The sequence below is a fragment of the Caulobacter sp. GW821-FHT09B11 genome, from assembly GCF_059418205.1.
Window position 1 is genome coordinate 158,856 of sequence record NZ_JBWKPK010000005.1, and the last position, 19,474, is coordinate 178,329.

Below are 19,474 nucleotides of genomic sequence, written 5' to 3' on the forward strand. Positions count from 1 at the left end.
CATCGTTCAGCTGCTCAGATCTTGGCAGTACGGCCTGGGTTTGAGCGGTCGCCGGCATGGGCCCTCGCCACAGGGCGAGGGAGGCGGAGTTTTGTGGTTGGGGGCGGAGACGGCCGCCGCCGCGGAAGCTGAGAACGGCCCCCCTCCGGCCCTTTGGGCCGCCTCCCCCAGAGGGGGAGGATCTTTTTAAGCGGCCTCGGCTTCGTCGTAGCGCGAACGGGCCGCGCGGATGGCGTTGTGGTGGTCCATGGCCCAGGCGATCAGGGCGTTGAGCGGGCCTTGCAGCGACGTCCCCAGGGGCGAGAGGCTGTATTCGACGCTGGGCGGCTTGGTCGGGAACACTTGGCGTTCGATCAGGCCGTCGCGCTGCAGGTCGCGCAGGGTCTGGGTCAGCATGCGCTGGGAGATGTCGGGCACGGCCCGGCGCAGGGCTCCGAACCGCTTGGGGCCGGTGGCCAGCAGCGACAGCAGCAGTGTGCTCCACTTGTCGCCCAGGTGGTCGATGACGTCGCGCACCGGGCAGTCGGAGGCCGTGAAGCCCTGGCCCTTCCAGCCGTCCAGCGCGTCGCAAAGCGCCTCCGGCGAAAGCGTGGGTAGTTCCTTCAAGGTGCCTATCTCCCGGAAAACTGCCGTCTTTACGACGGGGCCTTGCTCTCACATCTACACCAGGTCTCGAAAAGAGACCAGCAAAGGACGCCTTCGATGACCGCTCGACCCTTCCTCAATGACCGCCTTCTGGTGACCGGCGCCGGAGGCCAGTTGGGCCGCCGCGTGGTCGAGCTGCTGCTCGAGGCCGGCGCCCCGCACGTGATCGCCACGACCCGTGATCCGAGCAAGCTCGCCGACCTGGCGGCCAAGGGCGTCGACGTGCGCGCCGCCGACTTCGACGATCCGGCCTCGCTGAAGACCGCCTTCGCCGGCGCCGACCGGGTGCTGCTGGTCAGCACCGACAGCCTGGGCCAATGGGGAACCCGCATCGCCCAGATCCGCGCGGCCGTCGCCGCGGCGGTCGAGGCGGGCGTGAGCCATGTGCTCTACACCTCGGCTCCTGGCGCGCGGCCCCAGGCCGGCGGCGGGGTGATCGACGACCACTTCTGGAGCGAGCAGGCGATCATCGCCGCCCCGTCCCTGAACTGGACCATCCTGCGCCACAACCTCTATGCCGAGACCATCCTGCTGGGCGCGGGCCAGGCGATCGCCGGCGGCACGCTCTACGCCGCCACGGCCGGCCAGGGCCGGGCCTATGTCACCCGCGAGGACTGCGCCGCGATCGACGCCGCCGCCCTGCTGGGCGCGGAAGGTCGCCAGATCCTCGATGTCTCCGGCCCGCAGGCCCTGACCCAGGACCAGCTGGCCGCCCTGCTGGCGCAGGTCTCGGGCAAGCCGGTCGCCCACCAGGACATCCCCCTCGACGCTCTGCGCGCGGGCCTGGCCCAGGCCGGCCTGCCGAGCGTCTATGTCGACGTTCTGGCCGACTTCGACGCCCAGGCCGCAGAAGGCCAGCACGCCATCGTCACCGACGCCGTCGAGCGCCTGACCGGCAAGGCCCCCACCTCGGTCGCGACCTTCCTGGCGGCCAACAAGGCGGCCCTGGGCTAAGCGTCGCCGACCGGGCAAGCGGAACGGTCTTCGGCGTCGCGGGGTTTCTAGCGGGTCCAATTTGCATTCCCCCTGAAGGAGGAACACCCGATGAAAGTCAGCGACGCCATGACCAGCCAGGTCTCGGTCGCCCGTCCCGGCGACAGCATCCGCAAGGTCGCCGAGGTGATGGCCAAGGTCGACAGCGGCGTGGTGCCGGTGGTCGAGGACGGCAAGGTGCTGGGCCTGGTCACCGACCGCGACATCGTGCTGCGCGTGGTCGCCGAAGGCCGCAGCTTCGACAGCCCTGTGTCCGAGGTGATGAGCGACGGCGAGGTGCTGTCGGTCAAGGAAGACGACATCCTGGCCGACGCCACCGCCCGCATGGCCAACAACCAGGTCCGCCGCCTGGTGGTGCTGAACGAGGCCGGAAACCTGACCGGCATCCTGTCGCTGGGCGACGTGGCCAAGGACTACGGCGCCAAGCAGGTCGGCAAGACGCTGGAGGAGATCTCGCAGGACGGCGAGGCGGCGCACTAGATCTTACCTTCTCAACAACACGCCCGTCATTCCCGCCCTTGTGGCGGGAAACCCTCGCTCAGCTTGCGAGTGAGACACCAGCGGACTGCTGAGCAGTCCGCCCCTCCCGCACCTGCGGCGGACAGAGGGGACGGGATGTATTGGGCAATCTGAGCCTCACCAGCCAAAGAAAAAGGGCGGCTCCGTGAGGAGCCGCCCTTCGTCGTTCTCGACGGTCGAACCAGTCTTAGACCAGGGTCGGGTCGATGGTCTTGCAGGCTTCCATCAGGCCCTTCACCGACTCGACCGACTTGGCGAACATCGCCTTCTCGGCGTCGTTGGTTTCGAACTCGATGATCTTTTCCGCGCCGCCGGCGCCGATGACCACCGGCACGCCCACATACAGGTCCGACAGGCCGTACTGGCCGTTCAGGAAGGTGGCGCACGGCAGGACGCGCTTCTTGTCCTTCAGGTAGCTGGTGGCCATGGCGATGGCGCTTTCAGCCGGGGCGTAGAAGGCCGAGCCGGTCTTCAGCAGGGCGACGATCTCGCCGCCGCCCTTGCGGGTGCGCTCGACGATGGCGTCCAGCTCTTCCTGGGTGAGGAAGCCGGCCTTCACGGCGTCCGGCAGCGGCAGGCCGCCCACGGTCGAGTGACGGACCATCGGCACCATGTCGTCGCCGTGACCGCCCAGGGTCCAGGCGTGGATGTCTTCGACCGACACGCCGGTCTTTTCGGCCAGGAAGTAGGCGAAGCGCGCCGAGTCCAGGACGCCGGCCATGCCGATGACCTTTTCCTTGGGCAGGCCCGAGAACTGCTGCAGGGCCCAGACCATCGCGTCGAGCGGGTTGGTGATGCAGATGACGAAGGCGTTCGGGGCGTGGGCCTTGATGCCTTCGCCGACGGCCTTCATGACCTTCAGGTTGATGCCCAGCAGGTCGTCGCGGCTCATGCCCGGCTTGCGCGGCACGCCGGCGGTCACGATGCAGACGTCGGCGCCGGCGATGTCGGCGTAGTCGTTGGCGCCCTTCAGGGCCACGTCCTTGCCGAACACGGCCGAGGCTTCGGCGATGTCGAGCGCCTTGCCCTGCGGGGTGCCTTCGGCGATGTCGAACAGGATCACGTCGCCCAGCTCTTCGCGAGCGGCGATGTGGGCCAGGGTGCCGCCGATCATGCCGGCGCCGATAAGGGCGATCTTCGCGCGAGCCATGGTGTCTCCATCAGGCTGTGGACAGGAAATGTCGGGGCGCGGTCTACGCCCCTAGCGGCTTAGTCTCAAGCCCCCTTTCCCGTTTCGCTGCGCTGCGGCAAAACGATCACAACAACGACAAGGAGAGGCGCCGTGAGCAAGACCGATCCGGGACGGTTTTTCGAGGACTTCCGGCCGGGCCAGGTGCTGGTTCACGCGACCCCGCGCACGGTCACGGCGGGCGACGTCGCTCTCTATACGGCCTTGTACGGACCACGGTTTTCGCTGTTCTCGTCGGACGAATTCGCCCGGGCCAGCGGTCTGGTCGCCGCCCCCGTCGATCCCCTGGTCGCCTTCCATGTCGTGTTCGGCAAGACGGTGCCCGACATCAGCCTGAACGCCGTGGCCAACCTCGGCTACGCCGAAGGCCGGTTCCTGGCGCCCGTCTTCCCCGGCGACACCCTGACGGCGACCTCCGAAGTGATCGGCCTGAAGGAGAATTCGAACGGCAAGACCGGCGTCGTCTACGTCCGCACCACCGGGACCAACCAGCGCGGCGAGGCGGTGCTGAGCTACGTGCGCTGGGTGATGGTGCGAAAGCGCGATCCGGCGGCCGTGGTCGAGGGCCAGTCGGTTCCGGACCTGGCCAAGGCGGTCGCGCCTTCGGACCTGGTCGTTCCGGCGGGCCTGGATTTCTCAGCCTACGACTACGCCCTGGCCGGCGCCCCGCACGCCTTCGAGGACTACGCGGTCGGCGAGAAGATCGACCATGTCGACGGCATGGCGGTGGAGGAAGCCGAGCACCAGATGGCCACCCGGCTGTGGCAGAACACGGCCAAGGTGCACTTCAACCAGTTCGAGCGGGGCAAGGACCCGTCGGGTCGGCGCCTGGTCTATGGCGGGGTGGTGATCTCGACGGCCAAGGCCCTGTCGTTCAACGGCCTGCAGAACGCCGGGCTGATCCTGGGGATCAACGGCGGCCGGCACGTGGCGCCGTTCTTCGCCGGCGCGACGGTGTTCGCCTGGAGCGAGGTTCTGGACAAGGCCGATCTGGGAGGCGTCGGCGTCCTGCGGCTGCGGCTCGTGGCGACCAAGGATCGGCCCTGTACGGATTTCCCCGACAAGGACAGCGAGGGGGTCTATGACCCGGCCGTGATCCTCGACTTCGACTATTGGGCGGCGGTTCCGAAACGTGGCTGACTTTTCCCTGCATCCGGCCTTCCCGGCCTCCTCGCACGCCGTCGGCGAGCTGCCGCTCTGCCACGTGCGCCTGCACGACGACGCCCGCTACCCGTGGCTGGTGCTGATCCCCCGCGCCGACGGCCTGGTCGAGATCGAGGACCTGTCGCCCGAGGGCCGCATCGCCCTGACCGAGGAGATCGTCGCCCTCGGCGCGGCCGTGCGGGCCGTGGCGGCGGTGTTGCACCTGCCGGTCGACAAGCTGAACGTCGGCGCCCTGGGCAACGTCACCCCGCAGCTGCACGTCCACGTGCTGGGCCGCCGCGACGGCGATCCGGCTTGGCCGGGGCCGGTGTGGGGGCACAGCGCGGGGGTGATTTACGCCGAGGACGTGCGGGCAGCTGCGATCGCGGCGGCTCGCGGGGCGTTGGGGCTTTAGCCCAAACCTATAAATGTCCGTCATTCCCGCCCTTGTGGCGGGAACCCCTCTGTCAGCCGCAAGGGCGAGCGGGGCGGATCGCCAGCGATCCGCTTGCGCCTCACGTGGAAGCGGAACCAGGGGTTCTCGCCACAAGGGCGAGAATGACGGGAGGATAGGGCGTGGGGTGCGATCAGCCCAGCAGGCTCGCCACGCCCAGGCCCGCCGCGAAGGCCAGGGCCGTGGCCGCCGCGCCCGCCAGGAACCACGGCCAGGCCGGGCGCTTCTCGACGATCACAGTCGGCGGGGCCGGCGGCTGCTCGGCGTAGCGGGCCATGGCGCGCAGGGCGCGCACGGCCTCGTCGGCCAGTTCCTTCATCCGCGCCACCGGCGACAGCTCGCGGGCGATCCAGCGGCTGACGACGGGATTGGCGGCGTCCCACAGGTCGTGGGTCGGGTCGATGCGGCGGGCCACGCCCTCGACCGTGACCATGGTCTTCTGCAGCAGCACGAGCTCGGGCCGCAGGGCCATCTCGAACAGGGCGGTGATCTCGAACAGCTGGGCCAGCAGCCGGCCCATTGACACGTCGCGGGCGTCGCGGCCGAACACCGGCTCGCCGACGGCGCGCAGGGCCTGGGCGAAGGCGTCCATGTCCTGGTGGGCGGGCACGTAGCCGGCGTCGAAATGCACCTTGGCCACGCGGGTGTAGTCGCGGCGCAGGAAGCCGTAGAGGATCTCGGCCAGGTACTTGCGCTCGGCGGGGCCCAGGCGACCGACGATGCCGTAGTCGACGGCGGTGATGGCGGCCGGGGCGCTGACGAAGAGATTGCCCTCGTGCAGGTCGGCGTGGAAGAGGCCGTGGTCCAGGGCCTGGGCCAGGAAGCCGCGGGTGACGTTCTCGGCCAGGGCCTTGCGGTCCAGGCCTTCCTGTTCGAGCGCCTTGGGGTCCGACAGCGGCACGCCTTCCGCCCAGGCCAGGGTCAGCACCCGCTTGCCGACGCCGTCCCAGACCACGGCCGGGGCGCGCATGTGGACGTCCTGGGCCATCGCTTCCCCGAGTTCGGCCGCGCCGGCCGCCTCGAAGCGCAGGTCCATCTCCAGGTCGAGCGCCCGGATCACCACCTCGACGAACTCGCGCGGGCGCAGGCGGCGGGCGGCGGGAACCAGGCGGTGCGACAGGTCGGCGGCCAGGCGCAGGGTTTCGCTGTCCTGCGCCACGCGGCGCTCGATGCCGGGACGCAGCACCTTCACGGCGACCTTGGCGCCGTCGTGCAGGGTGGCCTCGTGGGCTTGGGCCAGGGAGGCCGCGCCGACCGCCTCGCCGAAGGTCGCGTAGAGGCTTTCGATGGGGCGGCCCAGGTTGCGCTCGATCTCGGCGCGGGCGATCGGCGTGGGGAACGGCGGCAGCCGGTCCTTCAGGTGCGACAGGTCCTCGGCGAAGGTCGCGCCGAAGATGTCGGCCCGGGTCGACAGGAACTGGCCCATCTTGATGGCGACGGGACCTTGCCCCTCCAGCACGCGGGCCAGGCGCTCGCCCGGACGGCCCTGGCGGCTCCTGCCGCCGGCGAACAGGCGCAGGAACCGGCCGGCAAGCCGCGCCGACGGCGGCAGCAGCGGCTCGACCTCGCGCGGAACCAGGGCGTCGGCGCGCACCAGGCGCCAGCCGGCGCCGATCAGGCGGACGAACGCGGACAGGCGTTGCATGGGCCTAGAGCGCCCAGCCCTGGTGCAGGGCCGCCACGCCGCCGGTGAAGTTGGTGTAGGTCGCCCGCTTGAAGCCGGCCGCCTCGATCATCGACAGGAAGGTCTTCTGGTCGGGGAAGCGGCGGATGCTCTCGACCAGGTACTGGTAGGCGTCGCGGTCCTTGGCGACCCATTCGCCGACCTGCGGGATGACCTTGAAGCTGTAGGCGTCATAGGCCTTGGCGAGGGCTTCGGTGGCCGGGCGCGAGAACTCCAGGCACAGGAAGTGGCCGCCGGGCTTGAGCACCCGGCGCGCTTCGCGCAGGGCCGCGTCGATGTCGGTGACGTTGCGGATGCCGAACGAGATGACATAGGCGTCGGCATACGCGTCGGGCAGCGGCAGGCGCTGGGCGTCGCCGACGGTCCAGGTGATCTCGGGCTCGCCGCCCTTTTCGATCCCGGCCATGATCATTTCGGCGTTGTAGTCGACGATGTTGATCGTCGCGTCCGGACCGCCGCGGCGCTGTTGCGCGTTGCGGGCCATCTTGGCGAAGCGGCGGGCCATGTCGCCGGTGCCGCCGGCGCAGTCGATGATGATCTCGCCCGGCTGCGGGTTGAGCCTGGCCGCGACCGCGTCCTTCCAGAGCCGGTGCACGCCGCCGCTCATCAGGTCGTTCATCAGGTCGTAGTTCTTGGCCACGCGGTCGAAGACCCCGCGCACCAGACCCGCCTTCAGGGCAGGGTCCACGTCCTTGAATCCGAAAGTGGCGGAGGGCTTGCTCATGACGTCTACGGGTCGGGCTCTCTATATGATCTTCGCCTATTAGACCGCGCCTTGCGTCGCGTCACCGTCTTAAGGAGCCGTCTTGCCCGAACTGCCCGAAGTCGAGACCGTCCGCCGGGGCCTCGAGCCCGTCCTGTCCGGCGCGCGCCTGACCCGCGTGCGCGCCAACCGTCCCGACCTGCGCTTTCCCCTGCCCGAGGGCTTTGTCCAGCGGCTGACGGGCGCGAAGATCCTGCGGCTGGATCGGCGGGCCAAGTACCTGCTGGCCCCGCTCGACCGCGGCGACACGCTCGTCATGCACCTGGGCATGACCGGCCGGTTCGAGATCGCCGCGCCGGAGGGGGCCGTGCGGCCCGGCGACTTCGCCCGCGAGGTCAAGCCGGACGACAAGCACGCCCACGTAATCTTCGAGACCGAAGAGGGCGCGACCGTCACCTATTATGACCCGCGCCGGTTCGGCTTCATGGACCTGATCGCCACCGACCGCGTCGATCGCCATCCCTGGTTCGCGACCATGGGGCCGGAGCCCCTGTCCGAGGCCTTCGACGCCAAGACGCTGGTGAAGGCGTTCGGCGGCCGCAAGCAGGGACCCAAGACCCTGCTGCTCGACCAGAAGACCGTGGCGGGCCTGGGCAATATCTATGTCTGCGAGGCCCTGCACCGCTCGGGCATCTCGCCGTTCAAGCCGTCGGGCCAGATCGCCGGCAAGCGGCTGGGGCCGTTGACCACGGCCATCAAGGAGGTGCTGGCCGAGGCCGTCGAGGTCGGCGGCTCGTCGCTTAAGGACTTCGCGGCCGCCGACGGGGCGCTGGGCTATTTCCAGCATCGTTTCCGGGTCTATGACCGCGAGGGCGAGCCGTGCCCGACCCCCGGCTGCAAGGGCGTGATCGCCCGCGAGGTGCAGGCCGGGCGTTCGACCTTCTTCTGCCCCGTTTGTCAGAAATGACCCTGACCGCGCCTTGCTCAGCTGAGGCGCGGCTTTCCGGTCTGGCGTGATGTTCCGTTCCCTCCTCGTCGCTCTCGCCGCGCTGCTGGCGACGCCCGCCTTGGCCGAACCCGCCATGTGGACCGTGCGCGACGCGGATTCCGAGATCGTGCTGTTCGGCTCGATGCACGTGCTGCCCAAGGACCTGGACTGGAAGCCGCCGGCGCTGGACGCGGCGCTCTCCAGGGCCGACGACCTGTGGTTCGAACTGCCGATGGACGCGGCCGCCGACCAGCGGATGCAGGCCCTGGCCGGCGCCTACGGCCTGCTGCCGCCCGGCCAGACCCTGACCTCGCGCCTCAAGCCCCGCGCCGCCGCCCGCCTGCGCAAGCTGGCCAAGCGCCTCTCCGTGCCGATGAGCGAGCTGGAGCGCCTGCAGCCCTGGATGGCCGAGGTGCGGCTGACCACGGCCGCCTTCGCCCTGAACCAGGGCCTGGCCGAGGACGGGGTCGAGCGGCGGCTGCAGGCGGCCGCGCCGCCGACCGTCGTCCGCAAGGCCTTCGAGACCCCCGACCAGCAGATGGCCCTGTTCGCCGGCGCCTCGCAGGCCGACCAGGTCAGGACCCTCGACGCCACGGTCAGGCAGCTGGAAAAGGATCCTGGCGCCTATCGCCGGCTGGTCGCGGCGTGGTCGAAGGGCGACCAGAAGGCGCTCGAGCGCGCCGTCGTCGGTGGAATGCGGAAATCTTCGCCGGCCCTCTATCGCCGTTTCATCGTCGAGCGTAACGCACGGTGGATGGACGCCCTGCAAGCGCGCCTGGCCGGGTCCGGCCGGACGGTGGTGGTGGTCGGCGCCGGGCACCTCTTGGGTCCCGACGGCCTGCCCGCCCGCCTGCGCGCGCTGGGCTATGACGTACAAGGGCCGCGATAGACGGCCAGGACTTGAGGAAGGACGGCCGATGGCCTTTGAGACCCTGATCGTCGAACGCCCCGAAACCGCGCCCGGCGTGGCGCTGATCCGCCTGAACCGGCCCGAGGCCCTGAACGCCCTCAACAGCGTGCTGCTGACGGAGCTGGGCCAGGCGCTGGCGGACGCCCAGAACGACGACGGCGTCGGCTGCATCGTGCTGACCGGCTCGGCCAAGGCCTTCGCCGCCGGGGCCGACATCAAGGAGATGTCGGAGAAGTCCTACGCCGAGATGTTCAAGGCCGACTTCTTCACCGCCCAGGCCCGGGCCATCGAGACGGTGCGCAAGCCGATCATCGCCGCGGTGGCCGGCTACGCCCTGGGCGGCGGCTGCGAGCTGGCGATGATCTGCGACTTCATCCTGGCCGCGGATACGGCGAAGTTCGGCCAGCCGGAGATCAATCTCGGCGTCGCCCCCGGCATCGGCGGCACCCAGCGCCTGACCCGCTTCGTGGGCAAGTCCAAGGCCATGGACATGATCCTGACCGGCCGGATGATGGACGCGGCCGAGGCCGAGCGTTCGGGTCTCGTCTCGCGGGTCTTCCCCGCCGACCAGCTGGTCGACGAGGCCCTGAAGGTCGCCGCCAAGATCGCGTCCCAGTCGCCGCTGGCCGTGGCGATGAACAAGGAGCTGGTCAACGCCGCCTACGAGACGACCCTGACCACCGGGGTGGCGCTGGAGCGGCGCCTGTTCCATTCGCTGTTCGCCTTCGACGACCAGAAGGAAGGGATGGCGGCCTTCGTCGAGAAGCGCAAACCGGCGTTCAAGGGTTCGTGAAGCTGGGCCGTGACCGAGCGGTGAAGAATCCCCATGTGGATGGATTGACCCAATCCCGGGGTTCCCGTATATCCGCGCGCTCTTGATTTCTCCTGCTTCGCGGCCGCCCGCGTGGCTGTCCGTTTGAAGGTCCAACTCATGGCCAATAATCCCGGCGCCAAGAAAGCGATCCGCAAGATCGCCCGTCGCACCGAAGTGAACACCGCTCGCCGCTCGCGCGTGCGCACCTTCCTGCGCAAGTTCGAAGACGCCCTGGCCGCCGGCGACGTCGCCGTCGCCAAGGCCGCTTTCGTCGAAGCGCAATCGGAACTGATGCGCGCCGTTTCGAAGGGCGTCGTCCATCCGAACACCGGCTCGCGGAAGGTCTCGCGCCTGGCCGCTCGCCTGAAGAAGCTGGACAAGGCCGCCGCCTAAGTCCAGATCGCGAACGAACGCCGTTCGTTCAGCGAAATCAAAGACTTGTAAGAGCCGATCGAGGCAACTCGGTCGGCTTTTGCTTTGTCTATGTACCCCTATACCTGCCCCTCAGGTCGTCGAACGAAACTCTCCAAAACGCCATTCCCTTGGCGAGCGAGGAGGTCTCGCGAGTCAACAGAAATATCCGCGATCGGACGCAAGTTTTCCGTTTGACCGGCGGGGGCCGGTGGCTAGTTTAAGCGTCTCAACGCTCTCCCAGTCTTTGACGACAGCGGCGGCGGCGGACACCATGCGTTCGCCGGTTAAGCCCCTGTGTGTCTTCAATAAATGTGGGGATAGTGTTCGAGCACGGTCGTGCGCCATGGGGGGCTTGCGACCGTCATTCTGTAATTGTGTGTATGCAGGCGCGAGGCGGTGAACTGATGTCGATCAAGGTCGGGGTGGCCAGTCAGGAATTGTCGGCCGCGTATGCGGCTGTCACGCGCGAGCCGGCCGGCATCGTGTGGAACAAAGTCTGCGTCGCCCTGAAGCGCGAGCTGGGCGACGCCGCCTTCGGCTCGTGGATCGCGCCCGCCGTGCTGCGTGAAACCCAGGGCGGCGACGTCGTCCTCGTCACCCCCACGGGCATCGCCCGCGACTGGATTCGTCGCAGCGCCTGGCGCCGCATCGGCGAGCTGTGGGCCGCCGGCGACGCCGTGGGCCGCCGCCTCGACCTGAAGTCGCGCCTCGAGTTCGAAGCTTCGGCCGACGCCGCCTCGGCCACCGCCGGCGCCGTCTATGTCGAGGCCAAGGCCCAGCCGATCGAGATCGTGCTGCCAGTCTCCAGCGACGTGCCCGCCGCGCCCGCCCCGGCCGCCGGCAAGACCTCGCCGGTCCAGGGCCTGCAGGAACGCTTCACCTTCGACACCTTCGTCCCCGGTCCGGCCAACGAATTCGCCCACGCCGTGGCGCGCCGCGTCGCCAGCTGGGCCGACGGCCACTTCAACCCGGTGCTGTTCCACGGCCCCTACGGCTTCGGCAAGACGCACCTGCTGAACGCCCTGGCCTGGGAAGCCATGCGCAACGCGCCCAACAAGCGCGTCGTGTACCTGACCGCCGAGCGCTTCCTGTCGACCTTCGTGCGCGCGGTGATGGATCGCCAGACCACGGCCTTCAAGGACGAGCTGCGCGGCGCCGACCTGCTGATCATCGACGATGTGCACTTCATCGCCGGCAAGCAGTCGAGCCAGGAAGAGCTGTTCCACACCCTGACCGCCCTCGTCGAGGACGGCCGCCGGGTAGTGTTCTCGGCCGACCGTCCGCCCTCGGCCATGACCGAGATGGACGCGCGCCTGCGCTCGCACCTGTCGGCGGGCCTGGTCTGCGGCCTGGAGCCGGCCGACCGTTCGCTGCGCCTGGGCATTCTGGAGCGCAAGATCGAGGCCCTCGGCCGCGCCCAGGGCTTCGTCGGCGCCGTGCGTCCCGAAGTGCTGCAATTCCTGGCCGACCGCTTCACCGACAGCGTCCGCGAGCTGGAAGGCGCCCTCAACACCCTGACGGCCCGCGCCGGCGAGCGCCTGCCGCGCCTGACGCTGGACGAGGTCCAGGCGATCCTGCGTCCGCACCTGCGCGGCGGCGAGAAGCGGATCACCATCGACGACATCCAGAAGGCCACGTCCGAGCACTACGGCATGAAGCAGGCCGACCTGCTCAGCGAGCGCCGCAACCGCGCCATCGCCCGTCCGCGCCAGGCGGCCATGTGGCTGGCCAAGCAGCTGACCACCCGCTCGCTGCCGGACATCGGCCGTCGCTTCGGAGGTCGCGACCACACCACCGTCCTGCACGCCGTGCGGCGCATCGAGGCCCTGCGCCAGGACGACGCCGTGCTCAGCCAGGACCTGGAGACCATCACCCGCAAGCTGCGCGGCTGATCGGAATTCCGAGACGACCGAAGGGGCCGCTCCGCAAGGGGCGGCCCTTTTCGTTTGGGCCGTCTCTCATTCCTCCCGTCATTCCCGCCCTTGTGGCGGGAACCCCTCTGTCAGCCGCAGGTGCGGGTGGGGCGACGTGCTCAGCACGTCGCTTGCGCTTCACATGCGAGCGGAACCAGGGTTTCCCGCCACAAGGGCGGGAATGACGGGAGGGGTTATGCGGGCCGCGCCCGCCTGAGCGTCAGATTGATCCGCCCGCCGCCCGGCACGAGCCGCGAGGATCCGGGCACGATCCGGTCCACCCCGTGGAAGGCCAGGCGCGCTGGTCCCGACAGCCGGCAGACGTCGCCGGACGCCAGCCGCACGCTGCGGGTCGGGTCCTTGCGCGAGGTCCCGCCGATGCGGAACACCGCCGTGTCGCCCAGCGAGATCGACAGCACCGGAAAGCGCGGATCGGCCTCGTCGCGGTCCTGGTGCAGGCCCATGCGGGCCTCGGGGCCGTAGAGGTTCACCAGGCAGGCGTCGGGCGGGACCTCGGCGTCGCCCAGCCGGGCCCACAGATCGAGCAGCGCCTGGGGGATTTCCGGCCAGGGCGCGCCCGTGCCGGGATGGCGGTCGGCGTAGCGGTAGCCGCTCGTGTCGCTGGTCCAGCCCAGGGGGCCGAGGCTGGTCATGGCCACGCTCATCGCCTTGCCGTAGGGCGTGGCGTAGTGGGCCGGCGGCGCGGCTTTGGCGGCCGCGAGCACCGTCTCGACCAGCGTCTGCTGGGCGTGCGGCGACAGCAGGCCGGGCCAGAGATCGAAGCCGGGAACGAGGCTGACGGGGTTCATCATTACGCGGAATTAATGCCGCCCAGCGGCCGGATGGGTGTTGGTTTCGCGCCAAGCGGCCGCTGGCCGCACGATCGTTGCATACCAGGGCCGTACATGCGTCGTCTTCTGTCCACCGCCGCGGCGGTCGCGCTGCTTTTCGCTTCCGAGGCCGCTCTCGCGGCGACCACCGGAGCCCAAACGGGAACCAAGGGCGCGACGCCCGCCACGGTCACCACCCAGCTGCCGCGCAACGCCCATCCGATCCACTACGACCTCTCGTTCACGCCCGATGCGCAGAAGATGAGCTTCACCGCCTCGGTGAAGATCGCCGTCGAGGTGACCCAGCCGACCCGCACCCTGACCCTGCAGGCGGCCGACCTGACCTTCGCCAAGGCCGCCGTCGACGGCAAGCCGGCGACGATCAAGGTCGACGACGAGGCCCAGACGGTGACCTTCACCCTGGCCGCGCCCCTTGCCAAGGGCAAGCACGTGCTGACCGCCGACTACGCCGGCAAGATCTACACCCAGGCCGCGGGCCTGTTCGCTCTCGACTACGACACGGACGAGGGTTCGAGGCGCGCCCTCTACACCCAGTTCGAGAACTCCGACGCCCGCCGGTTCATCCCCTCGTGGGACGAGCCGTTCCACAAGGCCACGTTCAGCGTCGAGGCGACCATCCCCACCGGCCAGATGGCCCTGGGCAACATGCCGGTCGCCAGGAGCGTCGATCTGGGCGGCGGCAAGACCCGCGTGACCTTCGCCACCTCGCCGAAGATGTCGACCTACCTGCTGTTCTTCGGCCTGGGCGAGTTCGACCGCGCCAGCGTCAAGACCGCCGGCGTCGACATCGGCGTCGTCACCAAGAAGGGCGACCTGCCCAAGGCGAAGTTCGCCCTGGAGTCCGCCGGGCCGCTGGTGGCCTGGTACAACGACTATTTCGGCGTCGACTACCCGCTGCCGGTGCTCGACCACATCGCCGCTCCGGGCCGCAGCCAGTTCTTCAGCGCCATGGAGAACTGGGGGGCGATCTTCTATTTCGAATACGCCTTGCTGATGGATCCGGCGATCTCGACCCAGCGCGACGCCCAGAACGTCTACACCACCATCGCCCACGAGACCGCCCACCAGTGGTTCGGCAACCTGGTGACCATGGCCTGGTGGGACGACCTGTGGCTCAACGAGGGCTTCGCCTCGTGGATGGAAGGCCGGGCCACCGAGAAGTTCCATCCCGAATGGAACTCGCAGCTGGGCGCCGTGGCGGGGCGCGAATACGCCATGAACCTCGACGGCCTTTCGTCCACCCACCCGGTGGTGCAGCACGTCGAGACGGTGGAGCAGGCCAGCCAGGCCTTCGACGGCATCACCTACCAGAAGGGCGAGGCGGTGATCCGCATGCTCGAGGGCTATGTCGGCGAGGACGCCTGGCGCAGCGGCGTGCGCGCCTACATCAAGGCCCACGCCTACGGCAACACGGTCAGCGACGACCTGTGGAAGGCGGTCGAGGCCTCGGCCGGCAAGCCGATCACCGCCATCGCCCACAACTTCACCCTGCAGCCCGGCGTGCCGCTGATCCGCGTGGAGGGCGGCGCCTGCCAGGCCGGCAAGCAGGTCCTGACACTGACCCAGGGCGAGTACAGCAAGGACTTCCCGGACAAGACGCCGCTGTCCTGGCGCGTGCCGGTCAACGCCAAGGCGCTGGACGGCTCGAGCGTCGCCAAGACCGTGGTCGAGGGCGGCAAGGCCAGTCTGACGGTCGAGGGCTGCGGCCCGGTCGTCGTCAACGCCGGCCAGAGCGGCTACTACCGCGTCCTCTACGCCCCGGCCCGCTTCCAGGCCCTGGCGGCCGATTTCGGCAAGCTGCCGGCCATCGACCAGCTGGGCCTGCTGTCCGACGCCTGGGCCATGGGCACCGCCGGCCAGCAGGGCGCGGCCGACGCCCTGGACCTGATCGCCGCCACCCCGGCCGACGCCGATCCGCAGGTGCTGTCCAAGGTCGCCTCCGTGCTGTCGGCCATCGACGGCTACTACCAGGGCCAGCCCGAGCGCGCGGCCTTCCGCAAGCTGGCCGTCGCCCGCCTGGCGCCGATGCTGGACCGCGTGGGCTGGACGCCCAAGGCCGGCGAGCCCGATCCGATCGCCATCCTGCGCGGCGACCTGATCGCCACGCTCGGCGAACTGGGCGATCCGGCGGTGGTGGCAGAAGCCCGCAAGCGTTTCGCAGCCGACAAGACCGATCCGTCGGCGATCCCCGGCCCGCTGCGCAAGGCGATCCTGGGCGTCGTGGCGGTCAACGCCGACCCGGCGACCTGGGACGCCATCCACGCCCAGGCCGCGGCCGAGAAGACCCCGCTGGTCCGCGCCCAGCTCTACAGCCTGCTGGCCTCGGCCCGCGACGAGACCCTGGCCCGCAAGGCGCTGGACCTGGCCCTGACCGCCGAGCCGGGCGAGACCAACGCCTCGAGCATGATCTCGGGCGTCGCCGGCCGCCATCCGGACCTCGCCTTCGACTTCGCCGCGGCCCACAAGGACGCCGTGAACAGCAAGGTCGACAACGGCGCGCGCACCCGCTTCATCCCCAGCCTGGCCACGGCTTCGGGCAAGCCCGAGACGGCCGCCAGACTGAAGGCCTGGGCGGCGGCGAACCTCGCCGAAGGCTCGCGCAAGGAAGCCGACAAGGCCGTCGCGGCCATCGAATACCGCGCCAAGGTGCGGTCCCAGCGCCTGCCGGCGATCACCGCCTGGGTCGCCAAGGCGGGCTGAGCGGGCCTTTCCCAGCGTCGCCGCAGCGTCGACAGCCCGACGCTGCGGCCTTCTGTCGTGCAGATTCCCCTTCTTTCCCTGCGGGAATGGGCTTGCGACTGCTGGCGTATCCCCCATATCGGGCATCGAAGCGGGGTTGACGGGCTCGTCAACTTCGATTGAACCCTCTCCTTTCGCTCGTTCGCGGGCGGCAGGATTTTGGATCAACGCGACCAACGGGGACGGACCGAGAAAAACCGGGGCGCTTTCTGAAAAGGCCCTTGTCACCGCCGTCCGCCATTCGAGGAGCTGCAGGCACCACACATGAGCAAGATTATCGGTATCGACCTTGGCACCACGAATTCGTGCGTGGCCATCATGGACGGCAAGAACCCCAAGGTGATCGAGAACGCCGAAGGCGCTCGCACCACCCCGTCGGTGGTCGGCTTCCTTGAGGACGGCGAGCGCCTGGTCGGCCAGCCCGCCAAGCGCCAGGCCGTGACCAACCCGACCAACACCCTGTTCGCGATCAAGCGCCTGATCGGCCGCAACGCGAACGATCCGGTGGTCGAGAAGGACAAGGGCATGGTGCCCTACGAGATCGTCAAGGGTCCGACCGGCGACGCCTGGGTCAAGGCCCACGGCAAGGACTACTCGCCCCAGGAAGTCTCGGCCTTCATCCTGCAGAAGATGAAGGAAGCCGCCGAAGCCCACCTCGGCGAGCCGGTGTCCAAGGCCGTCATCACCGTTCCGGCCTACTTCAACGACGCCCAGCGTCAGGCCACCAAGGACGCGGGCAAGATCGCCGGCCTTGAAGTGCTGCGCATCATCAACGAGCCGACCGCGGCGGCGCTCGCCTATGGCCTGGACAAGAACGACGGCAAGAAGATCGCCGTCTATGACCTCGGCGGCGGCACCTTCGACGTCTCGATCCTGGAGATCGGCGACGGCGTGTTCGAGGTGAAGTCGACCAACGGCGACACCTTCCTGGGCGGCGAGGACTTCGACCTTCGGATCGTCGACTACCTGGCCGACGAGTTCAAGAAGGAGCAGGGCGTCGACCTGCGCAAGGACAAGCTGGCCCTCCAGCGCCTGCGCGAAGAGGCGGAAAAGGCCAAGAAGGAGCTGTCCTCGACGGCTCAGTACGAGGTCAACCTGCCGTTCATCAGCATGAACGCCTCGGGCCCGCTGCACCTGAACATCAAGCTGTCGCGCGCCAAGCTGGAAGCCCTGGTCGACGACCTGATCGCCCGCACCATCGGTCCGTGCGAACAGGCCCTCAAGGACGCCGGCCTGAAGAAGAGCGACATCGACGAAGTGATCCTGGTCGGCGGCATGAGCCGCATGCCCAAGGTCCAGCAGGCGGTGCAGGACTTCTTCGGTCGCGAACCCCACAAGGGCGTGAACCCCGATGAAGTCGTGGCGCTGGGCGCGGCCGTGCAGGCCGGCGTGCTGCAAGGCGACGTCAAGGACGTGCTGCTGCTCGACGTGACCCCGCTCACCCTGGGCATCGAGACCCTGGGCGGCGTGTTCACCCCGCTGATCGAGCGCAACACCACCATCCCGACCAAGCGCTCGCAGACCTTCTCGACCGCTGACGACAACCAGTCGGCCGTGACCATCCGCGTGTTCCAGGGCGAACGCCCGATGGCCGTGGACAACAAGATCCTCGGCCAGTTCGACCTGGTGGGCATCCCGCCGGCGCCGCGCGGCGTGCCGCAGATCGAGGTCACCTTCGACATCGACGCCAACGGCATCGTCCAGGTCCACGCCAAGGACAAGGCGACCAACAAGGAGCACTCGATCCGCATCCAGGCCAACGGCGGCCTCTCGGACGCGGACATCGAGCGCATGGTCAAGGAAGCCGAGGCCAACAAGGCTTCGGACGAGCAGAAGAAGAAGCTGGTCGAGGCCAAGAACCAGGGCGAGGCGATCCTGCACTCGACCGAGAAGGCCCTGGCCGATCACGGCGACAAGGTCGGCGCGCCCGAAAAGGCCGCCATCGAGACCGGCGTCACCGAGCTGAAGGCCGCCCTGGAAGGCGAGGACGTCGAGGCCATCCAGGCCAAGACCCAGGCCCTGATCCAGGCCTCGATGAAGCTGGGCGAAGCCATGTACGCCTCGCAGCAGGACGGCGAGGGCGCCGACGGCGCTGAAGCCGCCGCGGACGACGGCGTGGTCGACGCCGAGTTCGAGGAAGTCGACGGCGCCGACAAGCCGGCGTCCTAAGCCATGGACGCGCCGACGAACGCCCTTTCGAGGACCGTTCGTCGGCGCGCTCGTTTTCTGGTGCGCCCGTTTGACGCCTTGCGGCGGGACGCGGCCTCCCCCACCTCTCCTACGACAATCCTTGTCCTGTTGAGCCTTACGGGCGCCGAACGCTGACGATGCGCGACTATTACGAAATTCTCGGCGTGAACCGGACCTGCGACGACGCGGGCCTGAAATCCGCCTTCCGCAAGCTGGCGATGCAGCACCATCCCGACCGCAACGGCGGCTGCGAGGATGCGAGCGGCCGGTTCAAGGAAATCAACGAGGCCTATTCGGTTCTGTCCGATCCGCAGAAGCGCGCCGCCTACGACCGCTTCGGCCACGCCGGCGTCAACGGCCCGCAGGGCGGTCCCGGCGGCGGCCAGGGCTTCGACGCCAGCGACATCTTCGGCGACGTGTTCGGGGATGTCTTCGGCGAGATGTTCGGCGGCGGTCGCCGCCAGTCCAACGGCCCGCAACGCGGCCAGGACCTGCGCTACGACCTGGAGATCTCGCTGGAGCAGGCCTATGCCGGCGCCGAGGTCGAGATCACCGTCCCCGCGGCCATGACCTGCGAGACCTGCGACGGCTCGGGCGCCAAGCCCGGCACCAGCCCCACCGTCTGCGGTTCGTGCGGCGGCGCCGGCCGGGTGCGCGCCACCCAAGGCTTCTTCTCGGTCGAGCGCGCCTGTCCGCGCTGCGGCGGCTCGGGCCGTCTGGTCCTCGACCCCTGCGCCACCTGTCATGGCCACGGCCAGGTCCGCAAGGAGCGCATCCTGTCGGTGCGCATCCCGGCCGGCGTCGACGACGGCGCCCGCATCCGCTTGGCGGGCGAGGGCGACGCCGGCGTGCGCGGCGGCCCGCGCGGCGACCTCTACCTCTTCCTGTCTGTGACCCCGCACGAGCTGTTCGAGCGCGACGGCCTGGATCTGCTCTGCACCGTGCCTGTGCCGATGACGGTCGCGGCCCTGGGCGGCGAGATCGAGGCCCCGTGCCTGAAGGGCGGCGAGACCTGCGACGGCACCTGCCGCGTCAGCGTCAAGGTTCCCGAAGGCGCCCAGACCGGCAAGACCGTCCGCCTCAAGGGCAAGGGCATGCCGTCGCTGCGCAACCGCCAGCGCGGCGACCTGGTGGTCGAGCTGTTCGTCGAGACCCCGACCCACCTGTCGGCCCGGCAGAAGGAGCTCCTCAAGGAGCTGGCCGGCCTCTGCGACGACAAGCAGAACCCCAAGTCGGCGAACTTCGTCGGCAAGGCCAAGCGCTTCTGGGAAGAAGTGACGGGAAGCTGAGGCCGGACGGCGCCGGTGGGATTTCAGGACAGGCCC

General features: G+C 69.2%; 17 protein-coding genes and 1 pseudogene. 13 read left to right on the forward strand and 5 right to left on the reverse strand.

All coding sequences use genetic code 11. The features are described from left to right. Positions 1-186: 186 nt before the first annotated feature. Positions 187-606 (reverse strand): winged helix-turn-helix transcriptional regulator, encoded by a 420-nt coding sequence (locus tag AC07N1_RS05385; protein ID WP_494670868.1) that lies wholly within the window; start codon positions 604-606, stop codon positions 187-189. 96 nt (positions 607-702) lie between these two features. Here AC07N1_RS05385 and AC07N1_RS05390 point away from each other — a divergent pair, with 96 nt between their 5' ends. Both AC07N1_RS05390 and AC07N1_RS05395 read left to right on the forward strand, forming a co-directional pair. Next, positions 703-1,599: an NmrA family NAD(P)-binding protein gene (locus tag AC07N1_RS05390; protein WP_494670869.1), complete on the forward strand. Its 897-nt coding sequence runs from the start codon at positions 703-705 to the stop codon at positions 1,597-1,599. A 90-nt stretch (positions 1,600-1,689) separates the two neighbouring features. After that, on the forward strand, positions 1,690-2,118 hold the full coding sequence (locus AC07N1_RS05395) for a CBS domain-containing protein (RefSeq protein WP_494670870.1): 429 nt from the start codon (positions 1,690-1,692) through the stop codon (positions 2,116-2,118). Positions 2,119-2,344: 226 nt separating this feature from the next. On the opposite strand, the gene mdh is transcribed toward AC07N1_RS05395, so the two are convergent. Further along, positions 2,345-3,307: a malate dehydrogenase gene (gene mdh, locus AC07N1_RS05400; RefSeq protein ID WP_494670871.1), complete on the reverse strand. Its 963-nt coding sequence runs from the start codon at positions 3,305-3,307 to the stop codon at positions 2,345-2,347. 132 nt (positions 3,308-3,439) lie between these two features. On the opposite strand from mdh, the gene AC07N1_RS05405 reads away from it, so the two are divergent. From AC07N1_RS05405 to AC07N1_RS05415, 3 genes and pseudogenes are all read left to right on the forward strand, one after another. Continuing rightward, a complete protein-coding gene (locus AC07N1_RS05405) occupies positions 3,440-4,486 on the forward strand; it encodes a MaoC family dehydratase (protein WP_494670872.1) in 1,047 nt (348 codons plus the stop codon). Continuing rightward, on the forward strand, positions 4,479-4,904 hold the full coding sequence (locus AC07N1_RS05410) for an HIT domain-containing protein (RefSeq protein WP_494670873.1): 426 nt from the start codon (positions 4,479-4,481) through the stop codon (positions 4,902-4,904). The genes AC07N1_RS05405 and AC07N1_RS05410 overlap by 8 nt, the downstream gene beginning before the upstream one ends. A 14-nt stretch (positions 4,905-4,918) precedes the next feature. Then, a pseudogene (locus AC07N1_RS05415) lies at positions 4,919-5,059 on the forward strand (hypothetical protein); the annotation flags it as partial. A 17-nt stretch (positions 5,060-5,076) separates the two neighbouring features. Here the strand turns inward: AC07N1_RS05415 and ubiB are convergent. Together ubiB and AC07N1_RS05425 are read right to left on the reverse strand one after the other, a co-directional pair. Next, positions 5,077-6,588: a 2-polyprenylphenol 6-hydroxylase gene (gene ubiB / locus AC07N1_RS05420; RefSeq protein WP_494670874.1), complete on the reverse strand. Its 1,512-nt coding sequence runs from the start codon at positions 6,586-6,588 to the stop codon at positions 5,077-5,079. A gap of 4 nt (positions 6,589-6,592) precedes the next feature. Beyond that, a complete protein-coding gene (locus tag AC07N1_RS05425) occupies positions 6,593-7,351 on the reverse strand; it encodes a class I SAM-dependent methyltransferase (protein WP_494670875.1) in 759 nt (252 codons plus the stop codon). An 82-nt stretch (positions 7,352-7,433) separates the two neighbouring features. On the opposite strand from AC07N1_RS05425, the gene mutM reads away from it, so the two are divergent. The 5 genes from mutM to dnaA all read left to right on the forward strand — a co-directional run bounded on the left by mutM (position 7,434) and on the right by dnaA (position 12,348). Further along, positions 7,434-8,297 (forward strand): bifunctional DNA-formamidopyrimidine glycosylase/DNA-(apurinic or apyrimidinic site) lyase, encoded by an 864-nt coding sequence (gene mutM, locus AC07N1_RS05430; RefSeq protein WP_494670876.1) that lies wholly within the window; start codon positions 7,434-7,436, stop codon positions 8,295-8,297. A gap of 49 nt (positions 8,298-8,346) precedes the next feature. Further along, positions 8,347-9,207 carry a TraB/GumN family protein gene (locus AC07N1_RS05435; protein ID WP_494670877.1) on the forward strand — a complete coding sequence of 287 codons (861 nt, stop codon included), beginning with the start codon at positions 8,347-8,349 and terminating at the stop codon, positions 9,205-9,207. 28 nt (positions 9,208-9,235) lie between these two features. After that, positions 9,236-10,021, forward strand: a complete 786-nt coding sequence (locus tag AC07N1_RS05440; RefSeq protein ID WP_494670878.1) for an enoyl-CoA hydratase — start codon at positions 9,236-9,238, stop codon at positions 10,019-10,021. A gap of 138 nt (positions 10,022-10,159) precedes the next feature. After that, positions 10,160-10,435, forward strand: a complete 276-nt coding sequence (gene rpsT, locus AC07N1_RS05445; RefSeq protein ID WP_110118379.1) for a 30S ribosomal protein S20 — start codon at positions 10,160-10,162, stop codon at positions 10,433-10,435. 425 nt (positions 10,436-10,860) lie between these two features. Further along, positions 10,861-12,348, forward strand: coding sequence for a chromosomal replication initiator protein DnaA (dnaA, locus tag AC07N1_RS05450; protein WP_494670879.1), 1,488 nt, complete (start codon positions 10,861-10,863; stop codon positions 12,346-12,348). Positions 12,349-12,563: 215 nt separating this feature from the next. On the opposite strand, the gene AC07N1_RS05455 is transcribed toward dnaA, so the two are convergent. Continuing rightward, entirely contained in the window at positions 12,564-13,181 is a 618-nt protein-coding gene (locus AC07N1_RS05455; protein ID WP_494670880.1) for an alpha-ketoglutarate-dependent dioxygenase AlkB, read from the reverse strand. A 93-nt stretch (positions 13,182-13,274) separates the two neighbouring features. Between AC07N1_RS05455 and AC07N1_RS05460 the strand changes: the two genes are divergently transcribed. The 3 genes from AC07N1_RS05460 (at position 13,275) to dnaJ (ending at position 19,438) form a co-directional block, all read left to right on the forward strand. After that, the gene (locus AC07N1_RS05460; protein ID WP_494670881.1) at positions 13,275-15,920 is read left to right on the forward strand and encodes a M1 family metallopeptidase; all 2,646 of its coding nucleotides are present in this window, start codon (positions 13,275-13,277) and stop codon (positions 15,918-15,920) included. A gap of 303 nt (positions 15,921-16,223) precedes the next feature. Further along, the gene (dnaK, locus tag AC07N1_RS05465) at positions 16,224-18,128 is read left to right on the forward strand and encodes a molecular chaperone DnaK (RefSeq protein WP_494670882.1); all 1,905 of its coding nucleotides are present in this window, start codon (positions 16,224-16,226) and stop codon (positions 18,126-18,128) included. A 158-nt stretch (positions 18,129-18,286) separates the two neighbouring features. Next, positions 18,287-19,438: a molecular chaperone DnaJ gene (dnaJ, locus tag AC07N1_RS05470; RefSeq protein ID WP_494670883.1), complete on the forward strand. Its 1,152-nt coding sequence runs from the start codon at positions 18,287-18,289 to the stop codon at positions 19,436-19,438. Positions 19,439-19,474: the final 36 nt, after the last annotated feature.